At 71.0% G+C, this 23,895-nt stretch carries 21 protein-coding genes; 9 read left to right on the forward strand and 12 right to left on the reverse strand.

The window, feature by feature from the left end:
* Positions 1–50: 50 nt before the first annotated feature.
* From Q7X29_RS23035 to alaS, 4 genes are read right to left on the reverse strand one after another with little or no spacing between them, the layout of a single operon-like run.
* The gene (locus tag Q7X29_RS23035) at positions 51–875 is read right to left on the reverse strand and encodes a shikimate dehydrogenase (protein ID WP_316575332.1); all 825 of its coding nucleotides are present in this window, start codon (positions 873–875) and stop codon (positions 51–53) included.
* Positions 868–2,421, reverse strand: a complete 1,554-nt coding sequence (locus Q7X29_RS23040) for an endolytic transglycosylase MltG (protein WP_316575333.1) — start codon at positions 2,419–2,421, stop codon at positions 868–870. Before Q7X29_RS23040 ends, Q7X29_RS23035 begins: the two co-directional genes overlap by 8 nt.
* On the reverse strand, positions 2,418–2,981 hold the full coding sequence (ruvX, locus tag Q7X29_RS23045) for a Holliday junction resolvase RuvX (RefSeq protein ID WP_218717165.1): 564 nt from the start codon (positions 2,979–2,981) through the stop codon (positions 2,418–2,420). The genes Q7X29_RS23040 and ruvX overlap by 4 nt, the downstream gene beginning before the upstream one ends.
* Positions 2,981–5,644: an alanine--tRNA ligase gene (alaS, locus tag Q7X29_RS23050; RefSeq protein ID WP_316575334.1), complete on the reverse strand. Its 2,664-nt coding sequence runs from the start codon at positions 5,642–5,644 to the stop codon at positions 2,981–2,983. Before alaS ends, ruvX begins: the two co-directional genes overlap by 1 nt.
* A 71-nt stretch (positions 5,645–5,715) precedes the next feature.
* On the opposite strand from alaS, the gene Q7X29_RS23055 reads away from it, so the two are divergent.
* Together Q7X29_RS23055 and Q7X29_RS23060 are read left to right on the forward strand one after the other, a co-directional pair.
* Positions 5,716–6,438: a helix-turn-helix transcriptional regulator gene (locus Q7X29_RS23055; RefSeq protein ID WP_218717167.1), complete on the forward strand. Its 723-nt coding sequence runs from the start codon at positions 5,716–5,718 to the stop codon at positions 6,436–6,438.
* A 54-nt stretch (positions 6,439–6,492) separates the two neighbouring features.
* On the forward strand, positions 6,493–6,891 hold the full coding sequence (locus Q7X29_RS23060; RefSeq protein ID WP_316575335.1) for a nuclear transport factor 2 family protein: 399 nt from the start codon (positions 6,493–6,495) through the stop codon (positions 6,889–6,891).
* Between the two features lie 127 nt (positions 6,892–7,018).
* Here the strand turns inward: Q7X29_RS23060 and Q7X29_RS23065 are convergent, their stop codons facing one another.
* Positions 7,019–8,395: a replication-associated recombination protein A gene (locus tag Q7X29_RS23065; RefSeq protein WP_316575408.1), complete on the reverse strand. Its 1,377-nt coding sequence runs from the start codon at positions 8,393–8,395 to the stop codon at positions 7,019–7,021.
* Positions 8,396–8,481: 86 nt separating this feature from the next.
* Here Q7X29_RS23065 and Q7X29_RS23070 point away from each other — a divergent pair, with 86 nt between their 5' ends.
* The 3 genes from Q7X29_RS23070 to Q7X29_RS23080 all read left to right on the forward strand — a co-directional run bounded on the left by Q7X29_RS23070 (position 8,482) and on the right by Q7X29_RS23080 (position 11,883).
* A complete protein-coding gene (locus tag Q7X29_RS23070) occupies positions 8,482–10,158 on the forward strand; it encodes an alkaline phosphatase D family protein (RefSeq protein ID WP_316575336.1) in 1,677 nt (558 codons plus the stop codon).
* Between the two features lie 127 nt (positions 10,159–10,285).
* Positions 10,286–10,639: a YciI family protein gene (locus Q7X29_RS23075; protein ID WP_218717170.1), complete on the forward strand. Its 354-nt coding sequence runs from the start codon at positions 10,286–10,288 to the stop codon at positions 10,637–10,639.
* Positions 10,636–11,883, forward strand: coding sequence for an RNA polymerase sigma factor (locus tag Q7X29_RS23080; protein WP_316575337.1), 1,248 nt, complete (start codon positions 10,636–10,638; stop codon positions 11,881–11,883). The genes Q7X29_RS23075 and Q7X29_RS23080 overlap by 4 nt, the downstream gene beginning before the upstream one ends.
* Positions 11,884–11,984: 101 nt before the next feature.
* On the opposite strand, the gene Q7X29_RS23085 is transcribed toward Q7X29_RS23080, so the two are convergent.
* Together Q7X29_RS23085 and Q7X29_RS23090 are read right to left on the reverse strand one after the other, a co-directional pair.
* Positions 11,985–12,803 (reverse strand): siderophore-interacting protein, encoded by an 819-nt coding sequence (locus tag Q7X29_RS23085; protein WP_316575338.1) that lies wholly within the window; start codon positions 12,801–12,803, stop codon positions 11,985–11,987.
* Positions 12,804–12,879: 76 nt separating this feature from the next.
* Positions 12,880–14,049 carry a phosphotransferase family protein gene (locus Q7X29_RS23090; protein WP_218717173.1) on the reverse strand — a complete coding sequence of 390 codons (1,170 nt, stop codon included), beginning with the start codon at positions 14,047–14,049 and terminating at the stop codon, positions 12,880–12,882.
* A 340-nt stretch (positions 14,050–14,389) separates the two neighbouring features.
* On the opposite strand from Q7X29_RS23090, the gene Q7X29_RS23095 reads away from it, so the two are divergent.
* Positions 14,390–15,262, forward strand: a complete 873-nt coding sequence (locus tag Q7X29_RS23095; protein ID WP_316575339.1) for a DUF2189 domain-containing protein — start codon at positions 14,390–14,392, stop codon at positions 15,260–15,262.
* A gap of 9 nt (positions 15,263–15,271) precedes the next feature.
* Here the strand turns inward: Q7X29_RS23095 and Q7X29_RS23100 are convergent, their stop codons facing one another.
* A complete protein-coding gene (locus Q7X29_RS23100) occupies positions 15,272–16,240 on the reverse strand; it encodes a DUF389 domain-containing protein (RefSeq protein ID WP_218717175.1) in 969 nt (322 codons plus the stop codon).
* Positions 16,241–16,316: 76 nt separating this feature from the next.
* On the reverse strand, positions 16,317–18,128 hold the full coding sequence (gene aspS, locus Q7X29_RS23105) for an aspartate--tRNA ligase (RefSeq protein WP_218717176.1): 1,812 nt from the start codon (positions 18,126–18,128) through the stop codon (positions 16,317–16,319).
* 183 nt (positions 18,129–18,311) lie between these two features.
* Here aspS and ypfJ point away from each other — a divergent pair, with 183 nt between their 5' ends.
* Together ypfJ and Q7X29_RS23115 are read left to right on the forward strand one after the other, a co-directional pair.
* The gene (ypfJ, locus tag Q7X29_RS23110; RefSeq protein ID WP_218717177.1) at positions 18,312–19,238 is read left to right on the forward strand and encodes a KPN_02809 family neutral zinc metallopeptidase; all 927 of its coding nucleotides are present in this window, start codon (positions 18,312–18,314) and stop codon (positions 19,236–19,238) included.
* A 41-nt stretch (positions 19,239–19,279) separates the two neighbouring features.
* On the forward strand, positions 19,280–19,780 hold the full coding sequence (locus Q7X29_RS23115) for a hypothetical protein (RefSeq protein WP_218717178.1): 501 nt from the start codon (positions 19,280–19,282) through the stop codon (positions 19,778–19,780).
* Between the two features lie 70 nt (positions 19,781–19,850).
* Here Q7X29_RS23115 and Q7X29_RS23120 read toward each other — a convergent pair whose 3' ends face one another.
* Both Q7X29_RS23120 and Q7X29_RS23125 read right to left on the reverse strand, forming a co-directional pair.
* Positions 19,851–21,491 (reverse strand): hypothetical protein, encoded by a 1,641-nt coding sequence (locus Q7X29_RS23120; protein ID WP_316575340.1) that lies wholly within the window; start codon positions 21,489–21,491, stop codon positions 19,851–19,853.
* Entirely contained in the window at positions 21,488–21,817 is a 330-nt protein-coding gene (locus Q7X29_RS23125) for a type VII secretion target (protein ID WP_218717180.1), read from the reverse strand. The genes Q7X29_RS23120 and Q7X29_RS23125 overlap by 4 nt, the downstream gene beginning before the upstream one ends.
* A gap of 192 nt (positions 21,818–22,009) precedes the next feature.
* On the opposite strand from Q7X29_RS23125, the gene Q7X29_RS23130 reads away from it, so the two are divergent.
* Positions 22,010–22,984 (forward strand): NAD-dependent epimerase/dehydratase family protein, encoded by a 975-nt coding sequence (locus tag Q7X29_RS23130; protein ID WP_218717181.1) that lies wholly within the window; start codon positions 22,010–22,012, stop codon positions 22,982–22,984.
* Between the two features lie 10 nt (positions 22,985–22,994).
* On the opposite strand, the gene Q7X29_RS23135 is transcribed toward Q7X29_RS23130, so the two are convergent.
* The gene (locus Q7X29_RS23135; RefSeq protein WP_316575341.1) at positions 22,995–23,849 is read right to left on the reverse strand and encodes an SGNH/GDSL hydrolase family protein; all 855 of its coding nucleotides are present in this window, start codon (positions 23,847–23,849) and stop codon (positions 22,995–22,997) included.
* Positions 23,850–23,895 lie beyond the last annotated feature (46 nt).

The raw sequence follows: 23,895 nt of genomic DNA on the forward strand, positions 1-23,895 counted from the left end.
ACCTTAACCGGAAAAAACTAGAACAGGTATCAATTCCGGCGATAAGGCGATCAGACCGAGGGCAGGGCCTCGTCGAGCGCGGCCGCCATCGCCGCGCGCGGCGCGGGCTGCCCGGTGAACAACTCGACCTGACCGAAGGCCTGGTTCAGCAGCATCTGCAGGCCGCTGACGACCGTGTGCCCGGCGGCGGCCACCGCCTCGGCCAGCGGGGTCGGCCACGGGTTGTAGATCGCGTCCAGCACCACCGGCGCCGCCGCGACCTGGGCCGCGACCGGGGCGGCCGCCGTCGCGGGAATCGTGCTGACCACCGCGCTCGCCGTCGCGCAGACGGCGGCGAGGGCCTCGACCTCGAAGCCGATCGTCGACACGGCCAGGCCCAGCCGTTCGGCGAGTTCCAGCGCGTCACGCGCGCGGCCCGCGTCGCGTGCGACCACGGTCACCGATTCCGCGCCCAGTTCCGACAGCGCCAGCAGGGCGGGCCGGGCGGTGCCACCGGCGCCCAGCACCACGGCCTCGCGCACCCGGTCGACGCCGCCCCCGCGCAGCGCGCCGAGCACCCCGTCCACATCGGTGCAGTCGGCCAGCCAGCCCGCCTCGGTGCGCACCAGGGTGTTGGCCGAGCCGACCAGGACCGCCCGGTCGGTGCGCGTGTCCGCGCGGGCCAACGCGGCCTCCTTGCCCGGCATGGTCACCGAGAGCCCGACCCACTCCGGTCCGAGCCCGTCGACCAGTCCCGGCAGCTCTTCGGCCGTGCACTCGACGCGCTCGTAGGTCCAGTCCAGCCCGAGCGCGCGGTAGGCGGCCAGATGCAGCTGCGGCGACCGTGAGTGTGCGATCGGCTTGCCGAGCACCGCCGCCTTGCGCGACTCAGCCACCGTAGGGCTTGGAGCTGTCGAGGATGCCGCTGCGCTGAGCCTGGGCGACCAGGCGCAGGTGTTCGGAGTAGCTGTCGGTGAACAGGGTGGTGCCCTCCTTGTCGACGGTGACGAAGTACAGCCACGCGCCCGGCTCCGGATTCTCCATGGCCCGCAACGCGTCCAGTGACGGTGCCGAGATCGGCGTCACGGGCAGGCCGCGCATCGCGTAGGTGTTCCAGGCGGTTTCCCTGGCCCGGTCGGCGTTGGTGGTCGCCACCTCGGTGGTGTCGAGGGTGTAGTTGACCGTCGAGTCGAACTGCAGCATCTGATCGACCTTGAGCCGGTTCACGATCACCCTGGCCACTTTGCTCATGTCCTGTGGCTTCGCCTCCCGCTCCACCAGCGACGCGGACACCAGGGTCTGATACGGCGTCAGGCCCGTGGTGGCGCCCGACTGCAGCAGGCCGGTCGACTCGTAGCGCTGCACGCTCGAGGTCACCAGCTGGCGCAGGATCTGCTGCGGAGTCCCGCTGGGATCGAAATCCCAGGTGCCCGCGGCGATCAGGCCTTCCAGCTGCCGGGACCGGTCCGGGGATTCCCGCACGCCCTTCATCGCCCAGTCCGGCACACCGAGGGCGGCCAGGTCCGTGCTCGCGCCCGCGGCGTCGAGCTGTTCGTAGGTCACGCACTTCTGCTCGGCGCCGTAGCAGCTGGCCTGGGCGACCTTGCGGTAGATGCCGTCGTAGCGGCCGCCGGTGTTCGCGTCGTGCTTGTCGTGCAGCAGCCTGCCCTCGGAGACGGTCACGTTGCCGACCCGCGACTTCCCGCCGACCAGCGTGGCGACGGCGGTGGCGGCCGGGCTGTTCACACCGATCGCGTAGTACCCGGGCTGCACGTTGTTCATCCCCGAATTGCGCACGGCCGCTTCGTAGAAGGCCTCGGGGCTGGCGACCACGCCACGGTCGTGCATGGCACCGGCGATCTGCGAGGCGGTGTCGCCGGGATGCACCTGCACCACGACCAGCGCCCCGGGCGGACCGGCGAAGTCCTCGGCCGGGGCGAACCGGCTCATCAGCTTGTAGCCGGCGAAACCGGCCGCGGAGACGATCAGGACGGCCAGCAGCGCACCGACCACCCAGAGGTTGCGGCGACGCCGTTTGCGCTCGGCGGCCTTGCGCGAGGCGATCCGCGACCGCTTGCGGCCCGACGCCGCCTTGCCGCGGCCCGCGGGCTGCTTGTCGCGTCCGGACGACGGCGTGCCCCGGCCACGGTCGGCGGGGTTGCGTCCGCCCGCGCCGCGGCCCACCGGAGCGGCCCGTTGGCCGACCCGACGCGGCGGAGCCACGGGCTCGGGCTCGGGTTCGGGCTCGGCGTCGTAGAGCTCGTCCTCGTAGCGCGGAATGACGTTGGTGTCGTCATCGTCGTCCCAGCCGGGCGGACCGGCCGGCTGCGGCTCCTCGCGCGCCTCGCGGGCGTCCAGGCCCCAGTCGTCGCGGCGGGGATAGCGCCGATCAGCTTCCCGCGCCCGGTAGCGTTCCTCGGCCCTGGCCCATCGGTCGGTCATGCATCGTCTCCGACCACGCTCGCGTCTGCTGCGTCCTTCAACACCGAACTCCGCTCGTCCAACCATCCTTGCAGAATCGACACGGCTGCCGCCTGATCGATCACCTGCCGCTGGCCACGTGCGCGAACTCCGCTGTCGCGCAGCGCACGTGCAGCAGACACCGTAGTCAAACGTTCGTCGGAAAGGCGTATCGGAATCGGGTCGATCACCCGGCGCAACTCCCGGGCAAACCGACGTGCGATACCCGCCGCCGTGCCGTTTTCACCGCGCAAGGTGCGGGGCAGCCCGATGATCACCTCGACGGCTTCGTACTCCCGCACAATATCGGCAATTCTCGAGATGTCGGCGGGCGGACCCGCCGCGCGCCCGCCGGACTTCGACGGCTTGGCGCGCGGCACGGTCTCCACCGGGGTCGCGAGAATTCCGTCGGGGTCGCTCGAGGCGACCCCGATCCGGACGCTGCCGACATCGATCGCGATCCGGCGGCCCCTACCGGGGTCGGTCGCCGGATCCGGTCGGTCGGCCGGTTCCTGTTCGGCTGGACCTGCGGTGGGTGGCATCAGCCGGCGAGTTCGGCCACCCGGGCACGGACCGCGGCCAGACCGGCCGGGATACCCGACGGATCCGAACCGGAGCCCTGCGCCATCTCCGGCTTGCCGCCGCCGCGACCGGCGATGCTCGGGCCGAAGCTGGCCACCAGGTCGCCCGCCTTGAAGCCCAGATCCTGGGCGGCCTTGTTGACCGACACCACGAACGGCGCCTTGCCGTCGGTGTTGCCGAGCAGCACGACCACCGCGGCCTCGCTGCCGAACCGGCCGCGGATATCGGTGGCCAGGGTGCGCAGGTCGCCCGCGGCGACGCCCTCGGGCGCGGCAGCGGCGACCAGCAACACCGAGCCGACCCGCTCGGCCTGCTCGACGAAGGTGCCCGCCGAGGACAGCACCGCGGCGACCTTGGTGCGCTCGAGCTCCTTCTCCGCCACCTTGAGCCGCTCCACGAGCTGCTCGACCCGACCGGGCACCTCGTCCGACGGCACCTTCAGCGCGGACGCGACACCGGCCAGCAGCGCGCGCTCCTTGGCCAGGTACTTGTAGGAATCCAGGCCGACGAACGCCTCGACGCGACGCACGCCGGAACCGACCGAGGACTCGCCCAGCACCGTGATCGGGCCGATCTGCGAGGAGTGCTCGACGTGCGTACCACCGCACAGCTCCATCGAGAACGGGCCGCCGATCTCCACGACGCGCACCTCGTCGCCGTAGTTCTCGCCGAAGAGGGCCATCGCGCCCATCTCCTTGGCCTTGGGCAGGTCGGTGACGAAAGTGTTCACCGGGAAGTCGGCGCCGACGGCGTCGTTGGAGACGGCCTCGATGTCGGCCTTCTGCTGCTCCGACAGCGCACCCTGCCAGTTGAAGTCGAACCGCAGGTAGCCGGGCTTGTTCAGCGAACCGGCCTGCACGGCGTTGGGGCCGAGCACCTGCCGCAGCGCGGCGTGCACCATGTGTGTGCCGGAGTGGCCCTGGGTAGCGCCCCGGCGCCAGGCCGGATCGGCCTGCGCGAGCACGACATCGCCCTCGGTGATCTGCCCCTGCTCGACGGTGGCCTTGTGCACCCACAGCTTCTTGGCGATCTTCTGCACGTCGTTGATGCGCAGCTTCAGGCCCGAGGCGGTGATGGTGCCACGGTCGGCGATCTGACCACCCGACTCGGCGTACATCGGGCTGCGGTCGAGGATGACCTCGACGTCGGACCCGGCCTGGGCGACGGGCACCCGCACGCCGTCGGCGATCAGGGCCAGCACGTTGGCCTCGGAGGTGAGCTCGTCGAAGCCGGTGAACTCGGTGGCGCCGCGGTCGACCAGTTCCTTGTAGACGGTCAGGTCGGCGTGCGCGTGCTTGCGAGCCTGGGCGTCGTCCTTGGCGCGCTTGCGCTGCTCGGCCATGAGCGAGCGGAAGCCCTCCTCGTCCACCGACAGACCCGCCTCGGCGGCCATCTCGAGGGTGAGGTCGATCGGGAAGCCGTAGGTGTCGTGCAGCGCGAAGGCGTCCGAACCGGTGATCTGCTTGCCGCCCTTGGACTTCACCGCGGTGGCGGCGTTGTCGAAGAGGGTCTCGCCGGTGTTCAGGGTCTTCAGGAAGGCCGTCTCCTCGCCCACCGCGACGGTCTCGATGCGGGAGAAATCGGTGGCCAGCTCCGGGTAGGACGGCGACATCAGCTCGGAGACGATCTTCATCAGCTCGCCCATCACCGGCTTCTCGGCGCCGAGCAGGCGGGCCGAGCGCACGATGCGGCGCAGCAGCCGGCGCAGCACGTAGCCGCGGCCGTCGTTGCCGGGGTTCACGCCGTCGGCGATGAGCATCGCGGCGGTGCGGGCGTGGTCGGCGATGACGCGGAAGCGCACGTCGTCGGTGTGCTCGACACCGTAGGACCGGCCCGTGAGCTGCTCGGCCTTGTCGATGATGGGGCGCATCAGGTCGGTCTCGTAGACGTTGTCCACGCCCTGGAGCAGGAACGCCACGCGCTCCACGCCCATGCCGGTGTCGATGTTCTGCTTGGGCAGCGGGCCGAGGATCTCGAAGTTGTCCTTGCCGATGCCGGCACCGCGCTCGTTCTGCATGAACACGAGATTCCAGATCTCGATGTAGCGGTCCTCGTCGGCCTCGGGGCCGCCCTCGACGCCGTACTCGGGGCCGCGGTCGTAGTAGATCTCCGAGCACGGACCACACGGGCCCGGAATGCCCATCGACCAGTAGTTGTCGGCCATACCGCGGCGCTGGATGCGGTCGGCGGGTACGCCCATCTCGAGCCACATCCGCTCGGCCTCGTCGTCGTCGAGGTAGACCGTCACCCACAGGCGCTCGGGATCGAAGCCGTAGCCGCCGTCCTCGACGCTGCTGGTGAGCAGTGTCCAGGCCAGGGTGATGGCCTCGCGCTTGAAGTAGTCACCGAAGCTGAAGTTGCCCGCCATCTGGAAGAAGGTGTTGTGGCGGGTGGTGATGCCGACGTTCTCGATGTCGAGGGTGCGCACGCACTTCTGCACGCTGGTCGCGGTGGCGTACGGCGGGGTCTGCTGACCGAGGAAATACGGCACGAACTGGACCATGCCTGCGTTGACGAACAGCAGGTTGGGGTCGGCCAGGATCAGCGAGGCGCTGGGCACCTCGGTGTGTCCGGCACGGACGAAATGGTCCAGGAAACGCCGTCTAATCTCGTGGGTCTGCACAGCTGTCCAGCTTACCGCCTGCAATCCACCGGTTTTGCGCCGGAGTCGGTGGTCTCGGCGACAATCCGAACGTGACCAAGACCGAGCGGCTCTACGCCCTCGCCGAAGAGCTGCGCGCCTACAGTCCGCGGCCGCGCACCGCACGTCAGCTGGCCGCCCGCTTCGAGGTGTCGACCCGCACGATCGAGCGCGATCTCGCCGCGCTGCAACAGTCGGGGCTGCCGATCCGGACCGTGCCGGGCCGCGCCGGCGGCTACGCCCTCGACCGGCACCGCACGCTCGCGCCGGTCAGCCTGACCGCGGCGGAGGCGACCGCACTGGCCGTCGCGCTCCCCCGGCTGGCCGGGACACCGTTCGCGGCGGCCGCGCTGTCGGCGGTGCACAAGGTGGTGGCGGTGCTGCCCGAGCAGGACCGGCTGCGGGCGACGGCGCTGGTAGAGCGGGTGCGGTTCTTCCCGGTCGCGCCCGCACCCGTCCTGTCGCCCGCGATCCTGGACGCCCTCCTCGGCGGGCGGGTGCTGCGGATCGAGTACCTGGATCGGCTGGGCGCGCCCACCGAGCGCGAGGTCGAGCCGCTCGCGTTCGTGGCGGGCCGCGAGCACTGGTTCCTCTACGCCTGGTGCCGGATGCGGTCGGGACTGCGCGGATTCCGGCTCGATCGCGTGGTGCGCGCGCAGGTGCTCGACGACGTGGCGGTGGACCGGGGCATCGACCTGTCGACCATCCCGACCGGCGACGGGCGACTGATCGATGTGACCCCGATCACCGACACACCGTTGTCGCGGACGGACTGAACCCTGGACAGCGCCGGCCGTCACCGGGGCGGCCACCTCACCGGGGAGCAACCCATGACCACCACCGCACCGACCGTCGCCGACCAGCTCGCCGCCCGCTGGACCGCACTCTGGAACACCGACCCCGATCTCGCCAGGGAGCTGCTCACCGACGACTTCCAGCTCCGTTTCGCCGCCACCACCCGCGAGGCCACCGACGGGTTGCGCGGTCCCGCCGACGTGACCGCCTTCGTCACCGGATTCCGGGCACAGCGGCCGGACGTGCGCTTCGTCGTCGACTCGGCCGCGACCGGCACGCTCGATGCCGAAGGTTCCGGCACCTTCGCGGTCCGCTGGCATTCCGAGCGATCCGGGGAACCCGAGCACGGCGGCATCGACATGATGGAGGCCGTCGGGGGCAGGCTGCGCCGGATCTGGTCGGTCGGTGGGTCGGCGCCGTTCGCCGTCGACTGATCCGCCGGAGCCCGCCGCACGGGCACTTCGCCTGCCGGCGGACCGCGCCGTTCACCGTCGACACGATCCGGCCGGATACTCGTCCATCGGCGGATCGGCGCCGCTCGCTGTCGACGACGCGGCCGGGCTAGGTCCCCCGGACGATGCGGCGCAGTTTGGCGACGCGGGGGCCCACTTCGCGTTCGAAGCCGTGGTCGGTGGGCGCGTAGTAGTCGGTGCCGACCAGGTCGTCGGGTGGGTACTGCTGGGCGAGCACGCCGTCACGGGCGTCGTGCGGGAACTTGTAGCCCTGGGCGTTGCCCAGCGCGGCCGCGCCGGCGTAGTGGCCGTCGCGCAGATGCGGGGGCACCGCGCCCGCCTTGCCCGCGGCGATGTCGGCCATGGCCGCGCCCAGCGCCGAGGTCACCGCGCCGGACTTGGGCGCGGTGGCGAGGTGGATGGTGGCCTGGGCCAGGGCCAGCTTGGCCTCGGGCAGGCCGACCAGCTGCACCACCTGGGCGGCGGCGGTGGCGGTCTGCAGGGCCATCGGATCGGCCATGCCGATGTCCTCGCTGGCGTGGATCATCAGCCGGCGGGCGATGAAGCGGGGGTCCTCACCCGCGGTGAGCATGCGCGCCAGGTAGTGCAGGGCGGCGTCGACATCGGAACCGCGGATGGACTTGATGAACGCGCTGATCACGTCGTAGTGCTGATCGCCCGCCCGGTCGTAGCGGACGGCGGCCTTGTCGACGCTGGCCTCGACCAGTGCCACATCGACGACGCCGTCGAGCGAGGACTCGGCCGAGGCCTCCAGGGCGGTCAGCGCGCGGCGCGCGTCACCGCCGGCGATCCGGACGATGTGGTCGAGCGCGTCCTCGGCGACGGCGTACTGCCCGTCGAGCCCGCGCGGGTCGGTGATCGCGCGGTCGAGGACCTGGCGGATGTCGTCGGGCGTGAGCGACTGCAGTTGCAACACCAGCGAGCGCGACAGCAGCGGCGACACCACCGAGAACGACGGGTTCTCGGTCGTCGCGCCGACGAGCAGCACGATCCGGTTCTCCACCGCCGCCAGCAGCGCGTCCTGCTGGGTCTTGGAGAAGCGGTGCACCTCGTCGATGAACAGGACGGTCTGTTCACCCACGGTCAGCCTGCGCCGCGCGACGTCGATGACGGCGCGGACCTCCTTGACGCCCGCCGACAGGGCCGACAGCGCCTCGAAACGGCGCCCGGTGGCCTGCGACAGCAGTGAGGCCAGGGTGGTCTTGCCGGTGCCCGGCGGGCCGTAGAGCAGCACCGACGCCGCCCCGGAGCCCTCGACCAGGCGGCGCAGCGGCGATCCCGGCCCGAGCAGGTGCTGCTGACCGATCACCTCGTCGAGCGACCGCGGCCGCATCCGGACGGCCAGCGGCGCACCGGAATCGCGCCGGATCACCGCATCGAGACCGTGCTCGGGCGCGGCGGGTTCTCCGGGCACGTCGAACAGGCTCTCGCTCACGTCCAGCAGGGTACCGAGGCGGTCGGACAGGTCCGGGACGGCGCAGGTGACCCGCCACAAAGTTGAACGATTGACCAACTTTACGAACAGGACTTGCGCGTCACCCCGTCGGTGGGATGAGATCGCTCCTCGTGGTCGAAAACAACGGCGTCATCACCTCCGCGACAGGGCAGTTCGCCCGGCGCACCCTGTTCAAAGGCGGGACGGCGGCGGCCGCGGCGGTGTTCGCGAGCACCGCGACGGCGCACGCGGCGGGCGCGGTGTTCCGCCACGGTGTCGCCTCCGGTGACCCGCTGCCCGGCGCGGTGATCCTGTGGACCCGGGTCAGCGTGGCCGAGGACGCGGTCCCCGGCTCCGGCCTCGGCGCCCCCGCGACGGTGCGCTGGGAGATCTCCGCGAACGAGTCCTTCGCCGGGATCGCCGCCTCCGGCACCGTGACCGCGACCGCCGACGCCGATCACACCGTCAAGGTCGACGCGACCGGCCTGGCACCGGCCACCGACTACTACTACCGCTTCACCGCCCTCGGCGAGACCTCGCCGGTCGGGCGCACCCGCACCGCGCCCGCGACCGACAGCGCGGTCGACCGCCTGCGCCTCGGCCTGGTCTCCTGCTCGAACTGGGAAGCCGGCTGGTTCGGGTCCTACCGGCATCTGGCCGCCCGCACCGATCTGGACGCGGTGGTGCACCTGGGCGACTACATCTACGAATACGCCCGCGGCAAGTACACCGGCCGCAACGGCGCGGTGCGCGGACACGAGCCGGCGAACGAGATCGTCAGCCTGGCCGACTACCGGACCCGGCACGGCCAGTACAAGACCGACCCCGACCTGCTGGCCCTGCACGCGTCGGTGCCGTTCATCTGCACCTGGGACGACCACGAGTCGGCCGACAACTCCTGGCGCGAGGGCTCCGAGAACCACGACCCCGCCGTGCACGGACCGTGGAGCGCCCGCCGGGCCGCATCCGCGCAGGCCTACCTGGAGTGGATGCCGGTGCGCGCCGCTCGCACCGGCACCGACGTACAGATCTATCGCCGCCTGCGCTTCGGCACGCTGGCCGAACTGTCGATGCTGGACCTGCGCAGCTACCGCGACCACGAGGCAGGTCCCGGCGCGGGCTGGCGCCAGGCCGACGATCCGGCGCGCACCCTCACCGGCCGCGCCCAGATGGACTGGCTGACCGCGGGTCTGAGCTCCTCACCCGCCCGCTGGAAGCTGATCGGCAACTCGGTGATGATCGCGCCGCTGGTGTTCCCGCCGCTCGAGCCCGCCACCACCCAGGCGATCACCGAGGCGATCGGCGTGCCCCAGGGCGGCCTGACCGTCAACGGGGACCAGTGGGACGGCTACACCGCCGACCGGCGCACCCTGTTCCGGACCATCGTCGAGGACAACGTGGCCGATGTCGTCTTCCTGACCGGTGACATCCACACCTCCTGGGCCGCCGACCTGCCGCTGGATGCCGCGAACTACCCGGGCGGACCGACGGTGGGCGCGGAGTTCGTCATCCCCTCGGTCACCTCCTCCAGCGTCGGCGACCTGCTGAAGGTGCCCGCCCGCACCGCGTCGGTGGCGGCCGAGGAGGCCATCAAGGCGGCCAACCATCACCTGCGCTACACCGAACTCGACTCGCACGGCTTCGGCGTGCTCGAGGTGACGCCCACCCAGACCCAGATGGACTGGTTCTACGTTCTCGACGTCACCGACCCGGCGACCGGTGTGCGCCACGGCGCCTCGTTCGCCGTGCCCGCGGGCGGCCGGGTGGAACCGCGGCCGAACCCGGTGGCCTGAGGGCGGTCACGCCTGGAGGAAATCGGCGCAGAATCTTCGGTGAGGCTGTCGATCGCAGCCACTGCCGCTCGTCGGGTGAGTACGGCTACCCGACGAGCGGGCAGCCCTCATCCGAAGGAGCACCGTCATGAGCCAGTATCTGGTCCTGATCTACGGCGACGAAGCCGCCTACGCCGCCCTGTCCCCCACCGAACTCGACGACATGCTCGCCGCCCACCGCACCTTCCAGCAGCTCGCCGGTGACGCCAACCTCGGCGGCCAGGCCCTGCAGCCCACCGGCACCGCCACCTCGATCCGTCACACCGCCGACGGCGAGGTCGTCATCACCGACGGGCCGTTCGCGGAAGCCAAGGAAGCCCTCGGCGGCTACTACCTGCTGGAGGCCCCCGACCTGGACGCCGCGATCGCGATCGCCGCGCAGGTGCCCGCGCCGGAGGGCGGCGTCGAGGTCCGCCCGATCAAGGTCTTCCCGCAGCCGTGACCACGACGGCGGCCGCGGCCGTCGAGCAGGCGCACCGTCGCGAGTGGGCCTTCGTGCTCGCCGCGACGGTGCGGCTGGTCCGCGATTTCGACCTGGCCGAGGAGTGTGTGCAGGACGCCTACGCGACGGCGCTCACCGCGTGGGCCACCGATGGTGTCCCGGCCAAGCCCGGCGCCTGGCTGACGACGGTCGCCCGGCGCCGCGGTCTCGATCTGCTGCGCCGCGACAGCACGTTCCGGCGGGCGCTGCCCCGCCTCGTCGTCGACGAGCAGGTCGACGACACCGCCGACCTCGCCCTGGCCGAACTGGACGACCCCGCGATCCCCGACGATCGGCTGCGCCTGATCAGCACCTGCTGTCACCCGGCGCTGGCGCCCGAGGCCCAGATCGCGTTGACACTGCGGCTGGTCTGCGGTGTGACCACCGCCGAGGTGGCGCGGGCGTTCCTGGTCAGCGAGTCGACCATGGCCGCGCGGATCACCAGGGCCAAGCGCAAGATCGCGGTGGCGGCGATCCCGTACCGGGTGCCGTCGGTGCGCGAGCTGCCCCAGCGTCTCGATGCGATCTGCGCGGTCATCCATCTGCTGTTCACCACCGGCCACACCGCACCGGCGGGCGAGCAGCTGGTCCGCGCCGATCTCGTCGAGCGCGCACTCCAGCTCGCGCGGATGATGCGCGCGCTGGTCCCCGACGACCCGTCGGCCACCGGGCTGCTGGCGTTGATCCTGCTGACCGACGCGCGCCGGGCCGCGCGGGTGGACGCGGCGGGCGAGCTGCGCACCCTCGAGCACCAGGATCGCGCCCGCTGGGACCGCGTGGCGATCGCCGAGGGCATCGCCCTGGTGAAACAGGCGCTGCCGCACCTGGATCCGTACACGCTGCAAGCCGCGATCGCCGCCGTCCACGACGAGGCACCCAGCTGGGCCGAGACGGACTGGCCCGAGATCATCGGACTGTACCGGCTGCTCCTGCGGGTGTGGCCGTCACCGGTCGCCCAGCTCAACCACGCGATCGCGGTCGGCCTCGGCGGCGATCCGGAGCGGGCGCTCGCGCTGCTGCGGCCGCTCGGCGCGGAGCCCGCCCTGGCGACCTACGGCTATCTCGATGCGGCCCGGGCGGCGTTCCTGGCCGAGGTGGGCCGGGTCGACGAGGCGGTCGCCGCCTACGAGGCAGCGCTGCTGCTCACCGATAACACGGTCGAGCGGGCGCATCTTCGGAGCAAGCTGGCAGCACTGATCACCTGAGCGCGGGCCGACCCGCCGCGGAGCTGCGGCGCCCCGCTGTCTCGGCCGGGCGCCACGACACGGGCAACCCCACCGCCGCTTCCGCAGGTGCGGCGCGCCGATCAGGCGCCTTCGGCGGCCAGCGCGCGCTTCCACTCGCGGAAGCCTTCCTCGGTGCGACCACGCCGCCAATACCCGGAGACGGACAGCCATTTCGGCGCGACGCCGCGTTCCTTGCGCAGGTAGGGGCGCAGCTGCCGCATGACGGCCTCGGCCTCGCCGTGCACGAACGCCTGCACCTGGCCGGGCAGCCACTCGGCCGCACGGACCGCCGCCACCAGCGGAGCGTGCTCCCCGGCGAGATCGTCGGGAATCCGGTCCGAGGACACACCGCGATGCACCCAGTGCAGGCGCAGGTCGCCGGGAGAGCCGAGTTCGATCTCGTCCTCCGGGCCGCCCACCTCGACGAACACCTGCGCGGGCGCGCCGGCGGGCAGCGCCTCGACCGCGGCCGCGATGGCGGGCAAGGCCGACTCGTCACCGGCGAACAAGTACCAGTCGGCCGCCGGATCGGGCGCGAACGCGCCACCGGGTCCGGTCAATCGGAACCGCGCGCCCGGCTCGACCGAGCGCGCCCACGGACCCGCGATGCCCTCGTCGCCGTGCACCACGAAGTCGATGCTGATCTCGTGCCGCTCGGGAACGTAGGAGCGGACGGTGTAGGTGCGCAGCACCGGCTGACTCTCCGGGCCGAGTGTGGCGCGCACGGTGTCGAGATCGAACGGCTCGGGATACTCGACGCCGGGCGGGGCGAAGATCAGCTTCACATAGGCGTCGGTGAAGACATTCGGTGTGAATCCGTCGGCGGTGCCGACCACGCGCACCAGGTGCGGGGTCAACCACAGCTTGCGGACGACGGTGACGGTAACCGGTTTCGGCACTACTGCTCCCAACTCCTCGGACCCTCGCCGACGGTACTCCCGTCGGACCGGGAAGTGGGGAGCCTGCGCCGCGCGGCTACTCCGACCAGCGCTCTTCCAGCATCGCCGACACCTGCTCGGCGAAATCACCGACCGCGTCGTCGCCGGTGACGCGCGCGTCCTCGGCCAGCGCCGACCAGCGGTTGATCAGCGCCTCCGAACGCGGCACGGACAGACCGTGTTCGCGGGCGGTGGCGATGCGGGTGTGATCGGCGGGCAGGAACCAGTACGTCGACAGCCACACCCAGATCAGGCGGGCCTCGAGGATCCGCTCGGCGAGCACGGTGTCGTCGGCCAGCGACGGCCACACCCCGACCACGGCCGACCGCCAGGCCTCGACCATCTCCCTGGCGCGGCTGCGCGAGAGCTCGAAATCGCAGAGGCAGCCCGGGAAGGACACGAGCGCGTAGGCGATGTCGAGAGTGGCGTCGCGGAAACCGCCCCACTCGTAGTCGAGGAAGCGGGCGCCCTCGTCGTTCATGATGACGTTGTCGGGGCACAGATCCGACGGGCTGAACGCGCGGTACCGGCCGCCGGTGAACAGGCGATTGCCGTGCACGATCCGCTCGGCGATCTCGCCCGGCACCTCGATGCCGAGTTCGGCCTCGAGCAACCCCGGCACATCGGCGATCGCGGCCTGGGCCTGCTGGGCGATCCCGTCGACGCGATGCACCGAGTCGACCCGGCGCATCAGCGCCACGAAGTCGGGCTCGCGGCCCACGGTCGCCGCGTGCATCCGGCCCAGCGCCTGCGCGAAGGCCATCAGCGCGTTGCGGGTGCCCGGCTCGGCGCGGGTCTGCAGCACGGAGGTGAGCAGCGCGTTGTCGCCCAGATCGGAGAGCACCAGCAACCGGTCGGGCACGCTGTGCGCGATCAGGTAGGCGCCGGGGCGCTGTTCGCGGCTGAGCGCGGTGGTGAACTGATAGGACACCGCCTCACGGAGGAATGCCGCATCGATGCTGGCGACTCCGGGCGCCATGCCACCGGTGCGGCGGTCCTGTGCGGAACCGCGCACCTGCTTCACGATCAGCGTGCGCGGCAACGAAAAAGCGTTCTCCGCAACACGCACGCGTAGGACTGTCGTCCTACCACTGCCACTGAGCTCCATCGGATCACTCAGCTTCACCGGAGCACCCATTCGCTTTGTGAGCAACTGTTGTGCTGCGGACACGACGTCGGCGGCGCGTTCGGCCAATAGTGCGGTCATCGCCTCTCAAGCTACTCGTACCTGGTCACTTCTAGCGAGCGGTTACACAACCTTTCCGCGTCGCTCGGCGTGTTGGCACCGTGGTTGCGCGAGTGTCACTGTTCGCTTGACACACCCGACTGTCGTCGGGTTTTCTCATCGTCAACTGCAGTGCGCCACACCGCAAACCGGTTGAGTCGAAAGGTCTACCACAGTGACCGACACGCCGTACGCCGCATCGAGCGATTCACCCGGTGGGCCCCCGGTTCCCGGAGGTGGCGGACAGTTCGCCGAGGGCACGGGCAGACACGAGGCGCCGGGTCGGGCGGGTGCCGCCGGACCGGGGCCGAGCAGGCATGGAATGGCCGGTGGCGCAGGCTATCCGCAATTCGAGGGTCCCGGCGCCGCGCAGTACGGCGAGGAGCCGCTCGAGCCGGCGCCGCCGATTGCCGGACCACCGCGATCCGCACCGCAGTACGGTCCGGCGGGCACCGGGCCCGGATACCCCACACCCCAGGCGAAGCCGGACCACCCGGGATACGCCGCCGCACCCGCACCCGGCGTGTCGGCCACCGGCGGCGGGCAGACGCCGGGTTACTACCATTCGGGAGCACAAGCCCTCGATGTCGGCCGCTCGCTGAGCTATGGCTGGGAGCGTTTCCGCGCCAATCCGGGCCCGTGGCTCGGGGTCACCGCGGTCGGCGTGCTCATCTACCTGTCGTTCCTCGCGATCGTCCAGATCTTCGACCCCACCTCGCTGTTCACCGTGCTGTTCCTGTTCCTGGTGGTACTGGTGGCGCTGTGGCTGCTGCAGGCGGTGATGATCCGCGGCGCGCTGTACGAAACGGACGGCTATCCCCCGGCTTTCGGGTCGTTCTTCCGATTCGTGAACGCGGGCAATGTCTTGTTGACGGCGTTGCTGGCGTTCGCGGCGACCCTGCTCGCCGCCTCGCTGTGCCTGCTGCCCGGCCTGGTCGTCGGCTTCCTGTGCATGTTCTCGATGCACTTCGTGATCGATCAGGACTACGGTCCGGTCGAGGCGATCAAGGCGAGCGCGCAGCTGGTGCTGGCCAATCTCTGGGCCGCGCTGCTGGTGGCGCTCACGGTCACCCTGGTGACCGTCGTCGGCGCGGCGGCATGCGGGCTCGGTCTGTTCATCGCCGGTCCGGTGTGCGCGATCGCGGTGACCTACGCCTACCGGATGCTCACGGCGGGACCGGTCGCCCGGATCTGAGCCGCGCGGTCAGTGGCTCAGCGGGGTGCTCATCCCGATGGCCCGCTTGAAGCGCTCGAACGGCCCGAGGTCGTCGCCGGCACGGGGACGCAGCTCGAGCACCAGCACGCCGGCCACGACGATGCCCAGCAGGTTCACCGCCAGCTGACCGACCGACTCGAACGCGCGATGCCACTGCCCGATCGTCGCGGCCACCACCGCGTAACCGGCGGCCGGCACGGTGGTGACCGAGATGAACACCCCGATCAGCGCGGCCGACTTCGCGGTCACCAGCGACAGCATGCCCGCCGCGCCCGCGAGCACGGCCACGACCAGCGAGAACGGCCCGACCTCGTAGATGAAGTCCACGTCGTGGGCATCGATGACCCCCTCGGTCGTCACCCAGCCGAGCTTCTCCCACAGCAGGGTGGCGAACAACGTGATCACCATCGCCACCGGGAACGCCACGGCCAGCGCGAGCACCGAGCGCCGGGCCAGCCGCCAGTTGCGGCGCACCAGGGCCACCGACAGCGCGGCCAGCGGCCCGAACTCCGGACCCACCACCATCGCGCCGACGATGGTGACCGGCGAGTTCGTCGCCACCCCGATGGAGGCCAGCAGGCAGGCGATGGTCAGGAACGCGACGAAGGTCGCGTTGAGCGATGACTCCTCGTGGGTCTCTTTGAGCAGTTGCTCCCAGACCACGGCGTCGCTCGGATCACCGGGCGCGGCCCGCACCGCCCGGTCGGCCGCGGCGGACAGCACCGCCTCGACGGGCCCGAGCGTGATACCGCCGGTCTGCTCGATGCCGAGCGCCTTGACGTCGGCGAGGACCTTGTTGGCGGCCTCGCGCGCCACGTCGGCCTGCACGAGATCACCGTGGGGCGCCACGGCGATCCCGCGCGCGACCGTGAGATGAGCGACGCCCGGGTCGGCTTCCAGCGCGCGCACGAGCGCGTCGGTCTGCTCGGGCGGACTGATCACACGCAGATGCAGCACCGGGTGGCCCTTCTGGTCGATGCCGCCGTGACGGCGGGGAACTGACCAGAAGGTACCGGGCTACCGTCGGTGACCGCTATTTCTCGGCGGCAGCGGCTTTCGGCGCGTCGGTCTTGCCCTCGCCCTTGACCTCCGGCTTGGCGTCGATGCCCGCTTCCTTGCGCTGCTGCGCGGTGATCGGAGCGGGCGCGTCGGTGAGCGGGTCGACGCCGCCACCGGTCTTCGGGAACGCGATCACCTCGCGGATCGAGTCCTCCCCGGCCAGCAGCGCGGTGATGCGGTCCCAGCCGAAGGCGATGCCGCCGTGCGGCGGGGCGCCGTAGGCGAAGGCGTCGAGCAGGAAGCCGAACTTCTCCTGCGCTTCGTCGTGGCCGATGCCCATCACCTTGAACACGCGTTCCTGCACGTCGCGGCGGTGGATACGAATCGAACCGCCACCGATCTCGTTGCCGTTGCAGACGATGTCGTAGGCGTAGGCCAGCGCCGAGCCCGGGTCGGTGTCGAAGGTGTCGATCGACTCCGGCTTGGGCGAGGTGAAGGCGTGGTGCACGGCGGTCCAGGCCGAGTAGCCCAGCGCCACATCGCCGCTGGCGGTGGCGTCGGCGGTCGGCTCGAACATCGGCGCGTCGACGATCCAGACGAACGCCCAGGCGTTCGGGTCGATGAGGTCGCACTTGCGGGCGATCTCGCCGCGCGCGGCACCCAGCAGCGCCCGGCTCGACTTGGTCGTGCCGGCGGCGAAGAACACGCAGTCGCCCGGCTCGGCACCGACCTGCTTGGCCAGCCCGTCGCGCTCGGCGTCGGTCAGGTTCTTGGCGACCGGGCCGCCCAGGCTGCCGTCCTCGTTGATCAGGATGTAGGCCAGCCCCTTGGCGCCGCGCTGCTTGGCCCACTCCTGCCAGGCGTCGAGCTGACGCCGCGGCTGGCTCGCGCCACCCGGCATGACGACCGCGCCGACGTACTCGGACTGGAACACCCGGAACGGGGTGTCCTTGAAGTAGTCGGTGAGCTCGGTGATCTCGACGCCGAAGCGCAGGTCCGGCTTGTCCGAACCGAAGCGGCGCATCGCCTCGGCGTAGGTCATGTGCGGGATCGGGGTGGTGATGTCGTGGCCGACCAGCTTCCACAGCGCGACCAGGATGTCCTCGGCCAGCAGGATCACGTCCTCCTGGCGCACGAAGCTCATCTCGATGTCGAGCTGGGTGAACTCGGGCTGACGGTCGGCGCGGAAGTCCTCGTCGCGGTAGCAGCGCGCGATCTGGAAGTAGCGCTCGATGCCGCCGACCATGAGCAGCTGCTTGAACAGCTGCGGGCTCTGCGGCAGGGCGTAGAAGCTACCCGGCTGCAGGCGCGCGGGCACCAGGAAGTCGCGGGCGCCCTCGGGGGTCGAGCGGGTCAGCGTGGGGGTCTCCACCTCGATGAACTCGTGGCGGGCCAGCACCTCGCGCGCGGCGGCGTTGACCTTGGAGCGCAGCCGGATGGCGTGGCCCGGGCCCTCCCGGCGCAGGTCGAGGTAGCGGTACTTGAGGCGGGCCTCGTCGCCGGGGGTCTCGTCGAGCTGGAACGGCAGCGGCGCGCTCTCGTTGAGCACCACCAGCTCCTTGACGTCGACCTCGATCTGCCCGGTCGGCAGCTCCGGGTTCTCGTTGCCGTCGGGACGCTGCTCCACCACACCGGTGACCTGCACGCAGTACTCCGCGCGGAGCTTGTGGGCCTGCTCGGCCGCCTCGCCCTCGCGGAAGACCACCTGCGCGACGCCCGAGGCGTCGCGCAGATCGATGAAGGTCACACCACCGTGGTCACGACGCCGGGCCACCCAGCCGGTGAGGGTGACGGTCTGACCGGCGTGCTCGCTTCGCAGCGAACCAGCCAAGTGGGTGCGCAGCACGGTATTCCTTTCGACAGACTTCCTGGGGACTCCCCGCCATCGTAGTGAGACACGATCCCCGAGTGGAAACCGATATCTCGGTCGTCGTGTCAAGCTTGTGACGCATGCCCGCCGTGAGCCGCGTCCGGGGCGGTGAATCGTGCTGCAGGACAGCTGGACATCCGAGCGAAGGCGAGTACCGCGATGACCTTCAACGAAGGTATGCAGATCGATCCCGGCCGGGCATCCTCCGGCGGCGGCCCCGGCATGGGCGGCAAGCTCGCCGTGGGTGGCGGCGCGGGCGGTCTGATCCTGCTGGTGATCACGTTGCTCCTGGGCGGCGACCCGGGCTCGGTACTCGGCAGCTTCACTGGCGCGCAGGACACCCAGCAGAGCCAGCCGGGCACCGCGGGTACCCCGGCGCACTGCAAGACCGGCGCCGACGCCAACAAGTACGTCGACTGCCGGGTGGTCGCGACCGCGCAGAGCCTGGACGGGGTGTGGTCGCAGGAGCTGCCCCGGCAGACCGGTCAGCGCTACGTGGAGCCGAAGCTGGTGCTGTTCTCCGGCGCGGTGTCGACCGGCTGCGGCAACGCCACCAGTGACGTCGGCCCCTTCTACTGCCCCGCCGACCAGACCGCCTACTTCGACACCGCGTTCTTCCAGGAGCTCACCGACCGCTTCGGCGCCAGCGCCGGACCACTGGCCCAGGAGTACGTGGTGGCCCACGAGGTCGGCCACCACATCCAGAACCAGCTCGGCGACATCGGCCGCGCCCAGCGCGACCCGCAGGGCGCCCAGTCCGGCGCGGTCCGCACCGAGCTGCAGGCCGACTGCTACGCCGGCATCTGGGCCCATTACGCGGACAAGCAGCCCGCGCCGGGCAGCAGCCAGCCGTTCTTGAAGCCGCTGTCGGACAACGACATCCGCGACGCCCTCTCGGCGGCCAACGCCGTCGGCGACGACCGGATCCAGCGCTCGGCCGGGCGCGGGGTCAACCCGGAGTCGTGGACGCACGGCTCGTCCGAGCAGCGCCAGAAATGGTTCCTCACCGGCTACAAGACCGGCTCGGTCAAGTCGTGCGACACCTATTCCGCCGGTGACCTCAACAACCCGCCCGGGCTACGCTGACCCCCAACGAGATACCGCCACATCGTCTTTCGAGGGGAATCATGCGCCTGACCATGACCGGACTGCTCGTCTGCGCGCTCGCACTGCCCGGTGCGAGCGCGATCGCCCAGGCCGAGCCCGCGCCGCTACCCCTGGTCAGCGTGACCTCGATTCCCGACGGCTGGTCCCAGCGCACCGACCTGCGGCCGGTGCTGCAGGTCTTCGCCGACGGCAAGGCGGTGCACTCGCCCGACGCGGTGAGCAAGGACCGCAAGCCCGAGACCGCGGCCAAGCGGGTCGACGGCACCGTGCCCGAGGACGTGCTCGCGGCCGCGCGCGAGGAGATCACCGCGCTGCGGGAGATCGATTTCGGCATCCCGGCCGGTGAGGGCAAGGGCACCACGATCATCGATCTGATGCCCGACGATGTCGACGGCGAGACCCACCTCGTCGTCTACTCCCCCGATGCGTCCGACGGGCTCAACGACGACCAGAAGGCCGCGCGCAAGCGCTTCACCGACCTCTACAAGAAGCTGGTGGATTCCTTCAAGGAGAAGCGCTGAGCCACCGCGCGACGACCGTGCCCCCGACTCCGGGTCGGGGGCACGGTCGTCTTCGTCCGAGATCCGGTGTCTAGAACCGGTCTTCGTCGGCGTCGCGTTCGTCCTCGTGGACGGCGCCGATGACCTCGGGCGTGGATTCGCCGAGCGGGCCGGTGAGGTCGTCGTTGCCGGTGCGGCTCTGGTAGGGCTGCACGGTACGGCCGTGTTCCTCGTCGTTGTTGCCCTTGCCACCCGCGCCCGCGGCACCGCCGCCGCCCATGAAGCCGGAGCCGCTGGTGCCCGCGGTGGTGGTGGTGCCCAGGCCCGTATTGCCCAGGGCGGTGGACAGGACGCGCCCGGCAGGCATGGCCGACCCGGGAACGGCGGTGGTGGCCTTGGGCGTTCCCGCGCTCGGGGTGCCGCCGGTGCTGCCGCCGGAACCGCCCCGCGCGGTGCCGAGGGCGCCGAGCGCACCGCCGGTGCTGCCGCCGGAACCGCCGGTGCTCAGGCCCGCGGTGGTGGTCGAGCCGGGCGTGGTGGTCGTGCCGCCCTGCGTGGTGCTCGCGGCGGTGGTCGAGTCGTCGGTGGTGCCCGACAGCGCTTCTTCCGCCTGGGTCAGCAGCGGCTCGGCGATGTTCTCCGAGGCCGCCGACAGCACTTCCTCCGGGGAGGGCAGCCCGCTCTGGGCGACCAGGTTCTGCACGACGCCGCTGAGCTGTCCGGTGTAACCGGCCAGCTCACCGCGGGTGGTGTTGACGACCGTGACCGCCGAGCCGAGATGCTCGGTGGCCAGCCCGATGAGGGTGGCCTGCGTCGGCGGCAGCATGATCGTCGGCGCGAGCGCGGTGGCCTGGGCGGCGAAGGTGGTGGCGATCGCCGACAGCTGCGCGTTGCCCGACTGGACGACGGCGGCGGCCTGCTCGGTCAGCGCGGAGATGTCGAAGCCGCGCTGACTGGTCTCCTGCCCCTCGGTCTGCGCCTGCTGGCTGGCGGTGGTCGCCGCGTCGGAGGCCTCGCCCTCCCACAGCTGCTGCACCGTCTTCAGGCCGCCCTGGGCGACGCTCATCGCCGATTCGATCAGCGAGGAGGAGTTGCTCAGCAGGGTGGTCGGATCGAGCGAGCCGAACACCCCGGTGCCGAAACTGCTCAGCAGCTGCAGGATCGGCTCGAACAGCGAGTCGATGCCCGGCAGCGCCGGAATCGAGACGCCGTTGAGCAGCGCGGAGACCGGATCCTCGGTCAGCGTCGTCGCGGCGGCGGAGCTGGTGGAATTCGTGGTACTCGCGGCGGTGCCGCCGCCCGCCGCCCCGGTGAGCGCGCTCTTGGCCTGGTCGAACGCCGTCTGGGCGGTGGCCAGCGCGGGCCCGGCGACCTGGTTGACAGCAGTCTGCGCGCCGCTCAACGCGGCGGAGGCGTCGGACGAGATGCCGGACAGGATGTCCTGCGCGTCGACGGCGCCGCCGGTACCGAGGCCGGACAGGCCGGCGAGCCCGGCCGGGGAGACCGCGGCGTTCTGGGCGTCCTCGGTGATCTTCTGCGCGAGGGTGAAGACCGGTTCCGTGTCGGCCTCGAGATCCTCGGGCAGCTGCATCAGCGGGACGTCGAGGATCGCCTGGGCGGCGCTGTAGTCGACGGGGACGGCGCCCAGCGCGGACTGGGTCGCGGCGTCGGCGGTGGCCAGGGCGGTATCGGGGGTGATGACGCCCGCGTCACCGGTGCTCAGCGGCTTCATACCGCGCCTCCCATCCCGGCGGACTGGCGGGCCAGGTCGACGGCCAGCGACACGTCCTCGGTATCGAACGTCACCGAGGACTTGAACGCCGCGTCGGACAGCTTGGCGAACTTGGCCGACAGATCGTTGATGTCCTTGGCCTGCAGGGCCTGTGCGGCCGCGAACATCGCCAGGTAGTCGGCGCCGATGAGCCCGAACACCGGGGTCATCGCGGCGACGTTGCCCGCCGCGTCGGTGATGCCCGCCGCGGCGATATCCCCCGCCACGGTCGCGTTCGTCGCCGCGAAGGCGGCGACGGCATCGGTATTGACCGAGAGATCGGCCATGCGAAACCCCCCAACTCGTCGTGAAAATCCTGCTCTGCGAGCGCGATCGGCGGTCGCGGAACTCCCTACGCGCCCGCGCGAGGGCGCAGTGCGCCAAATATAACCGAACACCCCGACCACGATCGAGCCGTGTCGGCTCCGATCCGCGGGATCCGCTTTCAAAACTAGAACATGTTCTATATCCTCGGCGGAATGAAGGTCGCAGTGACCGGCGCAGCCGGCTACCTCGGTACCAACCTGATCCCGCAGCTCCTCGAGCGTGGCCACGAAGTGGTGGCCATCGATCGCGCCGCACCGACCACGTCCGATCCGGCCGTCACCTGGATTTCCGGTGACGTGCTCGATCCGGCGTCGATGCGCGGCGCCCTCGAGGGCGCCGAGGTGGTCTACCACCTGGTCGCACTGATCACCCTCGCCGAGAAGAACGACCTGGCGTGGCGGGTCAACACCGAGGGCGTGCGGGTCACCGCGGAGGCGGCGCTCGAGACCGGCGCGCGGCGCTTCGTACACACCAGCTCGATCCACGCCTTCGACCAGTACCGCGCGGGCGGGCACATCGACGAGACCACGCTGCGCTCCACCGATCCGGGCCTACCGGTCTACGACCGGTCCAAGTGGGCGGGCGAGCAGGCGCTGCGGCCGGTGATCGAGCGCGGTCTGGACGCGGTGATCGTCAACCCGACCGGCGTGTACGGCCCGGCCGACCACCCGAAGAACCTGTCCCGGCTCAACCGCACCGCCGCCGAGGCGATGCGCGGCCGCACGCCGGTGATGATCGGCGGCGGTTTCGACCTGGTCGACGTGCGCGACGTGGCGCACGGTCTGATCCTGGCGGGCGAGAAGGGCCGCACCGGCGAGAACTACCTGCTCGGCGGCTACATGACCACGCTGATCGACCTGTGCCGGATGGCCGCGGCGCGCACCGGCGCCAAGGGTCCGCGGTTCGCGATTCCGGCCAAGGCGCTGGGCGCCGTCCTGCCGGTGGTCGAGCCGATCAGCAAGCGCTTCGGCTCCGACATCCTGTCCAAGGCCGCGCTCGGCGCGATCCTGTCGGCGCCCATCGTCGACCACGGCAAGGCCGAACGCGAGCTGGGCTACCACCCGCGCCCGACCGCGGAAACCGTCGCCGACCTGGTCGACTTCCTGCGCGCGCCGCGCAGCGCGTAATCCGCACCGCTCACCCCGGCGCCGTCATGGCCGCGCGGAGCACTTCCGCCGTGGCCCGCTGCCCGGCGGCGTTGGGGTGCACCGGTGTCGCGTTGGCCTGGCCGGGCAGCAGCGGTTCGACCCAGCGGGTCGCGGGGTCCCGGCAGGCGTCGTGGCCGATGGCCGGGGTATAGATGTCGACGTAGATCGCGCCGTTGGCCTCGGCCCGGCGCCGCAGCGCGGCATTGAGTTCACGTTCGATGCCGCGCGCGTACTCGACGTCGCCGGTGCTCAGCGGCATCTGCGGATAGCAGTGCCCGGCTTCCGGCAGGACCGCCGGATAGCCCACCACATACACCCGCGCGTGCGGGGCCAGCTCCCGGATCCGCCCGATCGCCGCGCCCATCGCGGGTTCCGCGGCCGCGATGTCGTCGCTGAACCGCGACCCCTGACTGTCGCGACACGGCGCCCCGACATCGCCGGCATTGCCCGCGTTCAGCGCCGAGCAGGTGACGACCATGGTCTGGAACAGGTTCCCGTCGTTGCCACCGGCCTGATAGCTGACGATCCGCGTCCGCGCCGACAGCGCGTCGAATTGCGGTGGCTGATCGGCATATTGCGCCGTGGTCATATGCGCGGTGGCCGCCGAGGCACAGCTGACATCGGTGAGTTCCCACCCGGTCGCCGCCGCCAGCAGGTGCGGATAGTTCTGTGCCGACCGGGTACACAGCGGCGGACTGCCGGGCACGGGATCCAGCAAGCCGGGCGCGGCGGTATACGAGTCGCCGAGGGCGACATAGCTCACCTCGGGTGCCGGGACAGCGCCCGGAAACAGCAGCCCGAGAACGAGCTGGGCGACGACCGCACCGACCACCGGTCTATCCATCGAACACTTCTCACCGAGTCACCGCGGATCGCGGGGCCGACGGTCC

The organism is Nocardia canadensis (genome assembly GCF_032656385.1).
GTDB classification, from domain to species: Bacteria; Actinomycetota; Actinomycetes; order Mycobacteriales; family Mycobacteriaceae; genus Nocardia; species Nocardia canadensis.

Coding starts and splice junctions, on each gene's coding strand:
- Q7X29_RS23090 (WP_218717173.1), bottom strand. CDS start 14,049: ATGACCGCACTATTGGCCGAACGCGCCGCCGACGTCGTGTCCGCAGCA.
- Q7X29_RS23120 (WP_316575340.1), bottom strand. CDS start 21,491: ATGAAGCCGCTGAGCACCGGTGACGCGGGCGTCATCACCCCCGATACC.
- Q7X29_RS23075 (WP_218717170.1), top strand. CDS start 10,286: ATGAGCCAGTATCTGGTCCTGATCTACGGCGACGAAGCCGCCTACGCC.
- Q7X29_RS23115 (WP_218717178.1), top strand. CDS start 19,280: ATGCGCCTGACCATGACCGGACTGCTCGTCTGCGCGCTCGCACTGCCC.
- ruvX (WP_218717165.1), bottom strand. CDS start 2,981: ATGCCACCCACCGCAGGTCCAGCCGAACAGGAACCGGCCGACCGACCG.
- Q7X29_RS23095 (WP_316575339.1), top strand. CDS start 14,390: ATGGCCGGTGGCGCAGGCTATCCGCAATTCGAGGGTCCCGGCGCCGCG.
- ypfJ (WP_218717177.1), top strand. CDS start 18,312: ATGACCTTCAACGAAGGTATGCAGATCGATCCCGGCCGGGCATCCTCC.
- Q7X29_RS23130 (WP_218717181.1), top strand. CDS start 22,010: ATGAAGGTCGCAGTGACCGGCGCAGCCGGCTACCTCGGTACCAACCTG.
- Q7X29_RS23070 (WP_316575336.1), top strand. CDS start 8,482: ATGAGATCGCTCCTCGTGGTCGAAAACAACGGCGTCATCACCTCCGCG.
- Q7X29_RS23040 (WP_316575333.1), bottom strand. CDS start 2,421: ATGACCGACCGATGGGCCAGGGCCGAGGAACGCTACCGGGCGCGGGAA.
- Q7X29_RS23060 (WP_316575335.1), top strand. CDS start 6,493: ATGACCACCACCGCACCGACCGTCGCCGACCAGCTCGCCGCCCGCTGG.
- Q7X29_RS23135 (WP_316575341.1), bottom strand. CDS start 23,849: ATGGATAGACCGGTGGTCGGTGCGGTCGTCGCCCAGCTCGTTCTCGGG.
- Q7X29_RS23125 (WP_218717180.1), bottom strand. CDS start 21,817: ATGGCCGATCTCTCGGTCAATACCGATGCCGTCGCCGCCTTCGCGGCG.